Origin of the sequence: Actinotalea sp. Marseille-Q4924 (assembly GCF_916618755.1) — a bacterium.
In the GTDB taxonomy this organism is placed as follows: domain Bacteria; phylum Actinomycetota; class Actinomycetes; order Actinomycetales; family Cellulomonadaceae; genus Actinotalea.
Map to the genome: position 1 here is coordinate 427,905 of NZ_CAKAKB010000001.1, position 11,847 is coordinate 439,751.

Below are 11,847 nucleotides of genomic sequence, written 5' to 3' on the forward strand. Positions count from 1 at the left end.
CAGTGACTCCCGGCATCGGGCGGTGGCCCGCGGCCGGCATGGAGGAGCGGACCCGCGCGACGGGTCCCGATCAAGGAGTCCCGCGTGGTCAGAACGTCCACCCCCCGCCCGCCGGCGGCCGCATCCCCGTCGGCCCTGCAGCCGGGTCCGTCCTCCACCGGACGGGGGTGGCGTCACCGCGCGCTCCCGGCGGCGCTCCTGGCGGTGGCGGGCCTGGCGCTGGCAGCCTGCTCGTCCGCCGCGCCCGTCGCGGAGCCCGAGGTGCCCGAGCCGGTGACGGTGACGCCCACCGTGGAGCCGTCACGGGCCGCGGCTCCAGAGCCGGTGGTGCCGACGGTGTGGCCGCTCACAGGCGTCCAGACGGCGGAGGTGGCGAACCGGCCGGCCGTCGCCGTCAAGGTCGAGAACACCACCGTGGCGCGGCCCCAGTCCGGCCTGGAGGCGGCGGACGTCGTGTGGGAGACGATCGTCGAGTTCGAGGTGTCGAGGCTGGTCGCCGTCTACCACTCGCAGGTCCCCGAGGAGGTCGGGCCGATCCGGTCCGTCCGTCCCATGGACCCCCTGATCGTCGCGCCGCTGCGCGGCCTGCTGGCCTACTCCGGCGGGCAGCCCGGCATCCTCGCCGAGGTGCGCGGCAGCGGCGTGCAGTCGATCAGCCACGACCAGGGCGCGCCGGGCATGTACCGGGTGGGCTTCCGCAGCGCCCCGCACAACGTCTACGGGACGATGTCCCGCTGGCTCGAGATCGCCGACGCCGAGCACAGCGCCCCGCCGGCGGAGCAGTTCGCCTTCGCGCTGCGGCCCGAGCTGGCGACGGCGACGGCGTCCGGCTCGCCGGCCTCGACGCTGAGCTTCTCCCTCTCGGCGCAGTCCCGGCCGAGCTGGTCGTGGGACGGCGCGTCGGGTACCTGGCTGCGATCGGAGGGCTCCGCCCCGGCGACGTCCGCGAGCGGCGGCCGGCTCTCCGCCGTCAACGTCGTGTCGGTGACCGCGCCGCACCCGAACAGCCCGTTCGGCGCGCAGGGCGGCGCGCCCGTGCCGACCTACGGCCTCGTCGGCGAGGGGGAGGCGGTCGTCGCGACCGGGGGGAGGACGGTGCCCGCGATCTGGCGCAAGGCGGCGGCGGACGCGCCCCTGCAGCTCTTCGCCGCCGACGGCTCGCCCGTCCTCCTGGCGCCGGGCAACACGTGGGTCGAGCTTGTGCCTGCGGGCAAGGGCTCGCTGACCGTCGGCTGAGCGGGCCGGACGACCGGCGCCTCCGGCGGTCATCGCACGCCGCACCCGCGGTGTACGACCTCAGGATGAGGTGGCCGGTCGACCCTGCGCCCCGCGGGGGAGGGCCGGCTGGCCATGACAGGTCCCGCGGAGGATCCGCGACCGGGGGACCGGCGGGCAGAGTGGTCGCATGACCACGACCCACCCGGACGGCCGGCTCGAGCGCACCCGCCACGACCCGCTCACGCCGGAGGTCCGCGAGCGCCTGCGGACCGTCGCACCGGTCCTGGTCGCCGTCCTCCTGCTCTTCGGCGTCGCCATGGCCGGGTTCTTCGCGCTCGGCGAGGTCCTCGACCTCGGCGTCTGGCTCGTGAGCGCGGACTGACCTCGCTCGGGAGCGGGCGTCGTGGTCAGCGCTCGTCCGCCGCCGCACGCCACTGCAGGAGCCGCTCCCGGCTGCGGACGAGGCGCAGCAGCGTCGTCAGCAGCAGCCCGCCGACCAGGTTGCCGGCCACCACCACGCCGAACCAGGGCAGCCAGGTCGCGAACGTGGCCACCGGCTCCCCGGCGTGCAGGGCGACGAAGAACACCAGGGTGTCGAGCACCGAGTGCAGCAGCCCCGTGCCGACGATGACGAAGGCGATCCCGACCGCCGCCACGATCCGGGCCACGTCGTCGTCCGTGCCCTGCTGCATGCGGGTCAGCAGGGTGATCGCCGCCCCGGCGAGCACCGCCAGGGCGATGGTGCGACCGTCCAGGGGGACGTCGACGAGCTCGGCCGTCATCTCGCCCGCCGTCCGGTGCAGCGACGGCAGGCCTGTCGCGATGAGCCACGCGACCACCCACCCACCGAGGAGGTTCCCCGCCAGAGTGCCGACCCACAGCCGCAGCAGCTGCGGGACGGTGCCCTCGCCGGCCGCCACCACCATGACGGGCACGTGGAAGCCCTCGGTGAACAGCTCGCTGTGACCCAGCCGCAGGGCGATGAACCCGATGGAGAACGCGAGCGCCCCGAGCAGCGTGCTCCCCGTGGCCTCGACGACGACGAGCAGCGCGAGCACACCGACGGCGACCTCGATCCCCGCCACCGTGCCGGTCGCGAGGAGGTCCGGGGTGCTGCGGTGCAGGCGCGGCCGACCCTCGATGATCGCGCGGTCGAGCGCGTGGTCCTTCTCCTCGGTCGTCTCCGGCTCGTCGACGCGGTCGGACGGCGCGGTGGAGGGGTCGTCGGTCGTGCCGTCGTGCGTCCTCGTCACCAGCTGCTCCGTCCGTCGGGGCGCCGGGTCCCCGACGGCGTCTGCCAGTGATCGTCGCCGTCGTCGCGGCGGAGCACCACTGCTGGGCGGACGGGCCTCTCAGCGGACGCCGCGCGGAACAGATCCTCAGAAGTGGTGCGGGAACCGCGACCAGTCCGGCTCCCGCCGCTCGAGGAACGCGTCGCGGCCCTCGACGGCCTCGTCCGTCATGTACGCGAGCCGGGTCGCCTCGCCGGCGAAGACCTGCTGCCCCATGAGGCCGTCGTCCGCCAGGTTGAACGCGAACTTGAGCATCCGCACGGCCTGCGGCGACTTCGTCGCGATGACGCGGGCGTACTCCAGGGCGAGCTCCTCGAGGTCGTCGTGCGGGGCGACCTCGTTGACGGCGCCCCACGCGGCGGCGTCGTCGGCGGAGTACTCGCGGGCGAGGAAGAAGATCTCCCGCGCACGCTTCTGACCGACCTGCCGCGCCAGGTACGCGGAGCCGTAGCCGCCGTCGAACGAGCCGACGTTCGCGTCGGTCTGCTTGAACCTGCCGTGCTCTCGGCACGCGATCGACAGGTCGGCGACGACGTGCAGGGAGTGCCCGCCGCCGGCCGCCCACCCGTCGACGACGGCCACGACCACCTTGGGCATCGTCCGGATGAGGCGCTGGACCTCGAGGACGTGCAGCCGGCCCGCGCGCGCCGGGTCGATGGCGTCCGCCGTCTCCGCGCTCACGTCGGAGGTGTAGCGGTACCCGTCGCGCCCCCGGATCCGCTGGTCGCCGCCCGAGCAGAAGGCCCAGCCGCCGTCCTTGGGGCTCGGGCCGTTGCCGGTGAGCAGCACCGTGCCGACGTCGGAGGTCATGCGCGCGTGGTCCAGGACCCGGTACAGCTCGTCGACGGTGTGCGGGCGGAACGCGTTGCGCACCTCCGGCCGGTCGAAGGCGACCCGGACGACGGGCAGGTCGCGGACGACGGCGCCCGCGGCGTCGCGCTCGACCCCGCGGTGGTACGTGAGGTCGGTGAGGCCCTCGAAGCCGGCGACGTCCCGCCACCGCTGGGGGTCGAACGTCGCGGACACCGGGCGGGGCAGTGCGGTCATGGCGTCACCCTAGATCCGCGGTCGCCGCCCGGGCGTCCCGCGGTCCCGGCGGCCGCCGGCGGCTACGGTGCTCGGTGTGACGACCGCAGCGCCTGACGTGCACGTGTACCGCGTCGGCCTGCGCACCCGGTTCCGCGGGCTCACCGCGCGCGACGGCGTGCTCGTGCGCGGTGACGCGGGCTGGGGCGAGTTCTCCCCCTTCTGGGACTACGACGTCGACGAGTCGCGCGCGTGGTGGCGTGCGGCCCGCGAGGCGGCAGACGAGGGCTGGCCCGCCCCCGTCCGCGACCGCGTCCCCGTGAACGTCACGGTGCCCGCCGTCGACGGCGCGACGGCACGCGCGATCGTGGAGCGGTCCGGCGGCTGCCGCACCGCCAAGGTGAAGGTCGCGGAGCCCGGGCAGACGGTCGACGACGAGGTCGAGCGGCTCGAGGCCGTGCGGGACGCCCTCGGCCCCGGAGGGCGCATCCGGGTCGACGCGAACGGCGCGTGGGACGTCGACGAGGCGGTCACGCGGCTCGCCGTCCTCGACCGGGCGGCCGGGGGCCTGGAGTACGCCGAGCAGCCCTGCCGCACCGTGGAGGAGCTGGCTCGGGTGCGCCGGCGCACCCCGGTGCCCGTCGCCGCCGACGAGTCCGTCCGGCGGGCGGAGGACCCGCTGGCCGTCGTCCGGGCGGAGGCGGCGGACGTCGTCGTGCTCAAGGTCCAGCCGCTCGGTGGGGTGCGGGCGTGCCTGCGCCTGGCCGAGCAGGTCGGGCTGCCCGTCGTCGTGTCCTCGGCGCTGGAGTCGTCCGTCGGTCTCGCGGCCGGCGTCGCGCTCGCCGCCGCGCTCCCGGACCTGCCGTACGCCGCAGGACTGGCGACCGCCCAGCTGCTCAGCGCCGACGTCGTCCCCGACCCGTTGCTCCCCGTCGACGGCGCCCTGCCGGTCCGTCGCCCGCAGCCGGACGCGGCGCACCTCGCGGCGACCGCCGCCGACGACGGCCTGGCGCGGCGCTGGCACGAGCGCGTCCGCGCGGTCACGGCGGCGCGGGCGGCGGGCGCATGAGCGGCGGGCTCGGCCCGGACGGGTCCGAAGGCTTCGCCCGGTCCGGGGAGCTGACGGAGCGCGCGGAGCCCACGGCCGAGGCGCCGTCCGTGCACGCGGCCCGGGTCCTCCTCCAGGCGCTCGCGGCCCTCGGCCTGCGGGAGGTCGTCCTCGCGCCCGGCTCGCGCAGCGCGCCGCTGGCGTACGCGGTCGCCGAGGCGGCGCGGCGCGACGACCGCCGCGACCCGGGGGCGCCCGCGCTGGACGTGCACGTGCGCATCGACGAGCGTGACGCGGGCTTCCTGGCGCTCGGTCTCGCGAGGGGTGCGGCGCTGACCGGCCGGCCGCGGCCGGTCGCCGTCGTCACGACGTCCGGGACCGCGGTCGCCAACCTGCACCCAGCGGTCCTGGAGGCCCACCACGCGGGGCTGCCGCTCCTGCTCCTCACCGCCGACCGCCCGCACGAGCTGCGCGGGACGGGCGCGAACCAGACCACCGAGCAGGTCGGTCTGCTCGAGCCCGTGCGTCTCACGGTCGACGTCCCGGCACCGGTGGGCAGGCCGGGGGAGGACCGCGACCTGCGGCACCTGGCCGCGCGCGTCGTCGCCACGGCGACGGGGTCGCGGACGCAGGCCCCGGGGCCCGTCCACGTCAACCTCGCCTACCGGGACCCGCTCGTGCCCGCGGGGCTGCCGTGGCCCGAGCCCGGTCCGGACGGGCTGACGGAGGTGCTGCGACGCGGCGCGACGGCGTCCGTCGACGGTGCCGGAGCGGGACCCGGAGCGGGACCCGGCCCTCGCGGCGGCGCGCCCGCGGTCGCACCGCTGGTCGAGCGCGGCGCGGCCCCCCGTGGGATCGCCGACGGCGTGCCGACGGTCGTCGTGGCGGGCGACGGCGCCGGTGCCGTGGCGCGCCAGGTGGCGGAGGCCAACGGGTGGCCGCTGCTCGCGGAGCCGTCGTCGGGCGCACGGGGCGGGCCGTGCGCCGTGCCCGTGTACCGCCTCCTGCTCGCCGAGCCCGCGCTCGGCGGCGCCGTCCGGCGCGTCGTCGTGCTGGGCCGGCCGACGCTGTCCCGGCCCGTGCAGGCGCTGCTGGGCCGCCCGGACGTCGAGTCGCTGGTGGTCGCGCCCGCCGGTGCCGACTGGGTCGATGCCCCCCGCGCCGCGACGCAGGTCGCGACCGAGGTGCCGCCGGCGCTGCTCAGCGGGACGGGCGCCGCGGGCCCCGCGGAGCGTGCCTGGCTCGCTGCCTGGCGCGATGCGGGGGCGGCGGCAGCCCGTGCGGTCGCGGCGACACCTCTGCCCGACGACGCCGCCGTCAGCGGGCCGACGGTGGCACGGGTCGTCGCGGCGTCCTGCGCCGACGGCGACGTGCTCGTCGTCGGCTCCAGCAACCCCGTCCGGGACCTGGACCTCGTCGCCGACTGGGCCGAACCGCCGCTCGTCGTCGCCAACCGTGGGCTCGCCGGCATCGACGGGACGGTGTCGACGGCCGCCGGTGTGGCGCTCGCCCTCGACCGCCCGGTGCGCGCGTACGTGGGTGACCTGACGTTCCTGCACGACGTCGGCGGGCTGCTCGTCGGCCCGCTCGAGCGGGAGCCGGACCTGCAGGTCGTCGTCGCGAACGACGACGGCGGCTCGATCTTCGCGACGCTCGAGCACGGCGAGCCCGAGCGGGCGGACGTGTTCGAGCGGGTCTTCGGCACACCCCACGGCGCCGACCTCGGTGCGCTGTGCGCCGGCTACGGGGTGGCGCACGAACGCGTGACGGACCCGGACGCGCTCGCGGCGGCGCTCGGCCGACCGGTCCGGGGCCGCAGCGTCGTGGAGGTCGCGGTCGACCGCTCCGGGCGGCGCGCGCACGCGGCCGCCGTCGGGGCTGCCGTGGCGGCTGCCGTCCGAGCCGTGGTCAGCGGGCCCTGAGCCCAGGCCGCCCGCACCTCGCCCGCGTCCCGCCCGTGGCGACGCTCCCAGGGTGCTCCCAGGTCGTACCCAGCGCCGCCCGAGGTCCGGGGGTTTCACTCGTCACCGACGCCGACGAGGAGGACCCATGAGCAACCCGTGGCAGTACCCCGGACCCCAGCCGCACCCGTTCGACCAGCGGCACCCGGCCCAGCAGCACCAGCAGGGGCACCCGGCTCCGCAGCACCCGGCGCCGCAGCATCACCAGCAGACGCGCCCGGCCCACCACTACCCCCAGCCGGCGCCCGTCGCGGTCGCCCCGGCCGGCGCCGCGCGGACGCCGTGGATCCCGCTGGTCGGCACGGCGACGGCCGCGGCGGTCGCCGCGAGCCTGCTCACCGCGGGCGCGACCGGCGCGTTCGACGCCGAGCCGGCGGCCACCGGCGCGGTCGCCGAGGAAGCGCCCGCGTCGCGCACCGTCCCTGCGACCCTGCCCGGCGAGCAGCCGGACTGGCAGGCCGTCGCGGACGACGTGCGCGCGAGCGTCGTCGCCATCCAGGTGCGGACCGCGCAGGGTGGTGGCCAGGGCTCCGGCGTCGTCATCGACGCCGAGGGCCGCATCCTCACCAACCACCACGTCGTGGGTGAGGCCGTCGAGGGCGGGCTGCAGGTCGGCCTCGCCGACGGCCGCGTCCTCGAGGCGACGCTCGTGGGCACGGACCCCACCCGCGACGTCGCGGTCATCCAGCTGGTCGACACGCCGGAGGACCTCCAGCCGGCGGAGCTCGGCGACTCGGAGGCGGTCGAGGTCGGTGCCCCGGTCATGGCCGTCGGCAACCCCCTCGGGCTGGACAGCACCGTCACGACCGGCATCGTCTCGGCGCTGGACCGCCCGGTGACGACCGGCGACGGCGGGGGCACCGTCGTCACCAACGCCATCCAGATCGACGCCGCCATCAACCCCGGCAACTCCGGTGGCCCGCTGTTCGACGCGCAGGGCCGGGTCATCGGCATCAACTCCTCGATCGCCAGCATGCCGACCGGCAACGGCGGCTCCGCCGGGTCGATCGGCCTGGGCTTCGCCATCCCCTCGACGCTCGCCGAGCGGGTCGCGGCGGAGCTGGTCGAGGACGGCACCGCCTCGCACGCCTTCCTGGGCGTCTCCCTGAGCGACGGCACGGCCGAGACCGACGGCGAGGTGCGCCGGGGCGCCGTGATCGAGGAGGTCACCGACGGCACGCCGGCCGCCCAGGCCGGGCTGCGGGCCGGCGACGTGGTCGTCGCGATCGACGGTGACCCGGTCCGCGGGGCCGAGTCGCTGACGGCCTTCGTCCGCGAGCGTGCCGTCGGCGAGGACGTCTCGCTGACCGTCGCGCGCGACGGCAGCACCTCCGCCGTGGACGTCACCCTGGTGGAGCGGCCCGACCTCCGCGCCCAGGAGGCACCGCAGCAGGCGCCGCAGCAGGCGCCTCGGGGGTTCGACCCCGGCGACCTGCCCCCGGGCCTCTTCGGACAGGGCTGAGCGCCGCCACGGCAGCGGCTCGACGCTGACGCCCTCGTCCCACGCACCCGGCCCGGCGGCTCCCCCTCCGTCGGGCCGGGCTCCGTCCGCGGTCAGCCAGCGGCCCTGAGCCGTCAGGCGGGGGTGCCCTCGTCGGCCCAGAAGGCGGCGGCCGCGGCGCCGTCGTCGCGGGTGTGGGCCCCGGCCGCGTCCGTCGCGCGGCCGTCGTCGGCCGCGGCGCGCGGCTGGGGCGCCTCGATCTCGCACCACACGCGCTTGCCGCCCGACTCGGTCGGCTCGCTGCCCCACGCCGCGGACAGCAGCTCCACGAGCGCCAGGCCGCGGCCTCCGACGGTGCCCGGCCGCCCGATCACGGGCACGACGCTGCTCGCGTCCCAGACCTCCACGCGCACCGCGCCGCCGGGGACGTGGGAGACCTGCAGGACGAGGTCCGTGCCGGCATGCAGGGCGGCGTTGGTGACGAGCTCGGAGACGACGAGCAGGACCGGGTCGGCGGGCCGCTCGGGGACGTGCCGGGTCAGCCCGTCCCGGGCGTGGGCACGTGCTGTCGCGGCCGCTCCCGGCGTCGGCTCCAGGCGCAGGCACATCGCCGACGTCTCGTCGTCGGGCTCGACGCCGGGGGCGGCCGCGTCGAGCCCTTCCCGACTGAGGTCGCGGGAGGCCGTCCGGACGGCGACCGGTGTGCCGTCCGCACCCCGCACGGGCTCGATGACCGTCCGGAACACCCGGGGACCGGCGACCGTGGGGACCTCGTGCTCCAGCACGTGGGTCACGCCGGTCGTCAGGACCGCCCGGTGGTGCCCGTCCCACAGGTCGGCCATGTGGTACGGGTAGCCCATCTCCCGGTTCGTCCGCCCGATGGCCTGCTCGCGCGTGAGCCCCATGACGCGCAGCACCCCGTCGTCGGCCTCGATGCAGCGGAGGTCCGTGTCGAAGACGGCGACGAGGTCCCCGTCGTCGCTCCCCGACGCAGCCGGGGCGCCGGGGGTCACGACGAGCCTCACGAGCTCGCGCCCGTCGTCCACCACCGGTTCGGCGGCGGCGTGCAGGACGAGCTCCTTCGCCGTCGTCAGCGTCACCTGCTTGCGGCTGGAGGTGAGCTCCGCCAGGTCGCACAGGCGCGCGAGCCGCTCGGCCACGAACCGGTCGTCGAGCAGACCGCCGACGACGCTGCCGAGGAGCCGGTCCGCGGGGCGGCCGACCATCTGGGACCAGGCCTCGTCCACCGCGACGGCGGTCCAGGTGCCGTGGACGTCCTCGAGCAGGACGGTGGGTCGCGTGCGGGAGGCGGATCCGCTCATCGCCACCTCCTCGCGTCGGGGGGGCCAGAGGTCGCCCGCGTGCGAGGGTACGCGCGGTCGATCGCATCCGCACGGCGACGTCGTGTCTCGTCCGCACCATGATCGACCGGCCCGCCGGCGGGGAAGGTCAGGCGCGCCGGGCGCCTGTGGATCAGCCGGTCAGGCGCGCAGCGCGGACCGCATCGGCTCCAGCTTGGCCTCCGACTCGGCCAGCTCGGAGGCCGCGTCGGAGGCCGCGACGATCCCGCAGCCGGCGAACAGGCGCAGGCGGTTCGGGTCGGCGGGGTCGAGCTCGGCCGACCGCAGGGCGATGCCCCATTCCCCGTCGCCGTCGGCGCCCATCCAGCCGACGGGCCCGGCGTACCGGGCGCGGTCCATCCCCTCGACCGCCGCGATGAGCGCGCACGCCGCCTCGGTCGGCGTCCCGGCGACGGCCGCCGTCGGGTGCAGCGCCGCCGCCAGGCCCAGGCTGGTGGGGTGCGGCGCGGTCCCGTGCTGCCCGTGCTGACCCGTGTGCCCGTCGCCCTCCGCACGGAGCACCCCGGTGACGTCGGTCGCCAGGTGCAGCACGTTGGGCAGGTGCAGGACGAACGGCGTCTCGGGGACGTTGGTCGAGGAGCAGAACGGCTCGAGCGCGCGCGTGAGGGACTCGACGGCGTACTCGTGCTCCTCGAGGTCCTTGGAGGAGTGCGCGAGGATCGCCGCGCGCGCCATGTCCGCGGCGTCGTCGCCGGTCCGCCGGATGGTCCCGGCCAGCACCCGCGAGGTGACGAGGCCCTTCTCGCTGCGCAGGAGCAGCTCGGGCGTCGCGCCCAGCAGCCCGTCCACCGCGAAGGTCCAGCACGAGGCGTAGTCGGCCGCGAGCCGCGCGAGGACCCACCGCGGGTCCAGCGGCGCCTCCGTGCGGGCGACGACGTCGCGCGCGAGGACGACCTTCTCCAGCCTGCCGGCCCGGATCGCCGCGACGGCGGTCCGCACCGCGTCCTGCCACCCGTCGGCCGAGCGTGCGCCGTCCTCGAACGTGACGGTCCCCGGTGCGGCCGGGGGAGCCGTGGGCCGCAGGACCGGCGCGGCGCTCACCGCACCGACGTCGAGGGTGGTGACCCACGCCGTGCCGCCGCGCCGCCCGACGACGACGCGGGGCACCACGAGCACGCCGCCGGCGGGCGAGCCCGCGGCGAAGGCGAAGGAGCCGAACGCGACCGGACCGGAGCCGGGGACGCCGACCTCGTCGCGGACGACCGCCGTCGCCATGAGCGTGCGCCACGCGTCCTCCGCGGCGGCGAAGCGGTCGGTGCCCTCGGTCTCGACCCGCAGCAGCTCGCCCCACGCGACGACGCCGTCGCCGCGGCGCACCCATGCCAGCCCGCCGTCGTCGGGGAGCAGGTCGAGCAGGTCCTCCGGCAGCGTCCCGGGGTCCACGGCGGCCGTGCGGGACACGAGGGGACCCGCGACCGCGCGCCGCAGCGGCGACAGCGGCCGCGCGTCCGGGGCCGGGACGGTGCTCACGACCGTCAAGACTAGGCCGTGCGCCCTGAGAGGGCGCTCGCGGGACGGCCGAGCGGCTGGCGCGCGAGGGAGACGTGCACCACACCACCGCGGACCTGCGCACCTGAGACACCAGCCGCACCTGAGACCCCGGCCGGACCTGATAGACGGGCCGCACCTGAGACACTGGCCGCCATGCGCGCCAGCCTGGACAAGCGTCCCCACGAGGTCGCGGCCATGTTCGACGGGATCGCCCGCCGGTACGACCTCACGAACGACGTCATCTCGCTCGGGCAGGACCGGCGGTGGCGTGCGGCGACGATCCGCGCCGTCGACGCCCGGCTCGGGGACCGCGTGCTGGACCTCGCGGCGGGCACCGGCACGTCGAGCGAGCCGTTCGCCGCCGCGGGCGTCCGCGTCGTGCCCTGCGACTTCTCCGTCGGGATGCTGACCGTCGGCAAGCGGCGCCGTCCGGACCTGCCCTTCACCGCGGGCGACGCGACGCGCCTGCCCTTCGCCGACGCGTCGTTCGACGCCGTGACCATCTCCTTCGGGCTGCGCAACGTCGTGGACACGGCCGCGGCCCTGCGGGAGATGCTCCGCGTCACGCGCCCCGGCGGGCGGCTCGTCGTGACGGAGTTCTCCACACCGACGTGGGCCCCGTTCCGCACGCTGTACCTGGAGTACCTGGTTCGCGCGCTGCCGCCGCTGGCCCGCGCGGTCTCGCGCGAGCCCGACGCGTACGTGTACCTCGCGGACTCGATCCGGGCGTGGCCCGACCAGGCGGGACTGGGCCGGCTGGTCCGCGACGCCGGCTGGGGCGACGTCGCGTACCGCGACCTCAGCGGTGGGATCGTGGCGATGCACCGGGCCACGCGCCCCCTCGCCTGAGCGGTCCGGGCGGCGCCCCAGCGGGTGCTTGTGCGTGCCGGGTGAGCGCCCGGTGAGCGCCGCGTGGGTGCTGGGCGGGCGCTGAGCCGGGATGCCGGAGGCCGCCGTGGCGGTGTCTAGACTGGGCGGACCCCAGTTCGTGAACGTCTTCACAAGAACG

At 76.7% G+C, this 11,847-nt stretch carries 10 protein-coding genes; 6 read left to right on the top strand and 4 right to left on the bottom strand.

All coding sequences use genetic code 11. The annotated features are described in order from the left end of the window. Positions 1–84: 84 nt before the first annotated feature. Both LG379_RS02030 and LG379_RS02035 read left to right on the top strand, forming a co-directional pair. Positions 85–1,236, top strand: coding sequence for a DUF3048 domain-containing protein (locus LG379_RS02030; RefSeq protein ID WP_225752925.1), 1,152 nt, complete (start codon positions 85–87; stop codon positions 1,234–1,236). A gap of 169 nt (positions 1,237–1,405) precedes the next feature. Continuing rightward, on the top strand, positions 1,406–1,600 hold the full coding sequence (locus LG379_RS02035; RefSeq protein WP_225752926.1) for a hypothetical protein: 195 nt from the start codon (positions 1,406–1,408) through the stop codon (positions 1,598–1,600). 25 nt (positions 1,601–1,625) lie between these two features. Here LG379_RS02035 and LG379_RS02040 read toward each other — a convergent pair whose 3' ends face one another. Both LG379_RS02040 and LG379_RS02045 read right to left on the bottom strand, forming a co-directional pair. Continuing rightward, positions 1,626–2,471, bottom strand: a complete 846-nt coding sequence (locus LG379_RS02040) for a formate/nitrite transporter family protein (RefSeq protein WP_225752927.1) — start codon at positions 2,469–2,471, stop codon at positions 1,626–1,628. Positions 2,472–2,597: 126 nt separating this feature from the next. Next, the gene (locus LG379_RS02045; RefSeq protein WP_225752928.1) at positions 2,598–3,557 is read right to left on the bottom strand and encodes a 1,4-dihydroxy-2-naphthoyl-CoA synthase; all 960 of its coding nucleotides are present in this window, start codon (positions 3,555–3,557) and stop codon (positions 2,598–2,600) included. Between the two features lie 76 nt (positions 3,558–3,633). On the opposite strand from LG379_RS02045, the gene LG379_RS02050 reads away from it, so the two are divergent. The 3 genes from LG379_RS02050 to LG379_RS02060 all read left to right on the top strand — a co-directional run bounded on the left by LG379_RS02050 (position 3,634) and on the right by LG379_RS02060 (position 8,007). Further along, positions 3,634–4,605, top strand: a complete 972-nt coding sequence (locus LG379_RS02050) for an o-succinylbenzoate synthase (protein ID WP_225752929.1) — start codon at positions 3,634–3,636, stop codon at positions 4,603–4,605. Beyond that, positions 4,602–6,506 (top strand): 2-succinyl-5-enolpyruvyl-6-hydroxy-3-cyclohexene-1-carboxylic-acid synthase, encoded by a 1,905-nt coding sequence (gene menD, locus LG379_RS02055; protein WP_225752930.1) that lies wholly within the window; start codon positions 4,602–4,604, stop codon positions 6,504–6,506. Before LG379_RS02050 ends, menD begins: the two co-directional genes overlap by 4 nt. Positions 6,507–6,633: 127 nt before the next feature. After that, positions 6,634–8,007, top strand: a complete 1,374-nt coding sequence (locus LG379_RS02060) for a S1C family serine protease (protein WP_225752931.1) — start codon at positions 6,634–6,636, stop codon at positions 8,005–8,007. A 113-nt stretch (positions 8,008–8,120) separates the two neighbouring features. On the opposite strand, the gene LG379_RS02065 is transcribed toward LG379_RS02060, so the two are convergent. After that, positions 8,121–9,308, bottom strand: coding sequence for a PAS domain-containing protein (locus tag LG379_RS02065; RefSeq protein ID WP_225752932.1), 1,188 nt, complete (start codon positions 9,306–9,308; stop codon positions 8,121–8,123). A gap of 159 nt (positions 9,309–9,467) precedes the next feature. After that, positions 9,468–10,817, bottom strand: a complete 1,350-nt coding sequence (locus tag LG379_RS02070) for an isochorismate synthase MenF (protein WP_370634410.1) — start codon at positions 10,815–10,817, stop codon at positions 9,468–9,470. A 174-nt stretch (positions 10,818–10,991) separates the two neighbouring features. On the opposite strand from LG379_RS02070, the gene LG379_RS02075 reads away from it, so the two are divergent. Beyond that, on the top strand, positions 10,992–11,687 hold the full coding sequence (locus LG379_RS02075; RefSeq protein WP_225752933.1) for a demethylmenaquinone methyltransferase: 696 nt from the start codon (positions 10,992–10,994) through the stop codon (positions 11,685–11,687). The last annotated feature ends 160 nt before the right edge of the window (positions 11,688–11,847 follow it).

What these genes read in the sequence shown, in the direction of transcription:
- LG379_RS02035 (WP_225752926.1), top strand. Translation starts at nt 1,406, where the DNA reads ATGACCACGACCCACCCGGACGGCCGGCTCGAGCGCACCCGCCACGAC.
- LG379_RS02045 (WP_225752928.1), bottom strand. Translation starts at nt 3,557, where the DNA reads ATGACCGCACTGCCCCGCCCGGTGTCCGCGACGTTCGACCCCCAGCGG.
- menD (WP_225752930.1), top strand. Translation starts at nt 4,602, where the DNA reads ATGAGCGGCGGGCTCGGCCCGGACGGGTCCGAAGGCTTCGCCCGGTCC.
- LG379_RS02060 (WP_225752931.1), top strand. Translation starts at nt 6,634, where the DNA reads ATGAGCAACCCGTGGCAGTACCCCGGACCCCAGCCGCACCCGTTCGAC.
- LG379_RS02065 (WP_225752932.1), bottom strand. Translation starts at nt 9,308, where the DNA reads ATGAGCGGATCCGCCTCCCGCACGCGACCCACCGTCCTGCTCGAGGAC.
- LG379_RS02075 (WP_225752933.1), top strand. Translation starts at nt 10,992, where the DNA reads ATGCGCGCCAGCCTGGACAAGCGTCCCCACGAGGTCGCGGCCATGTTC.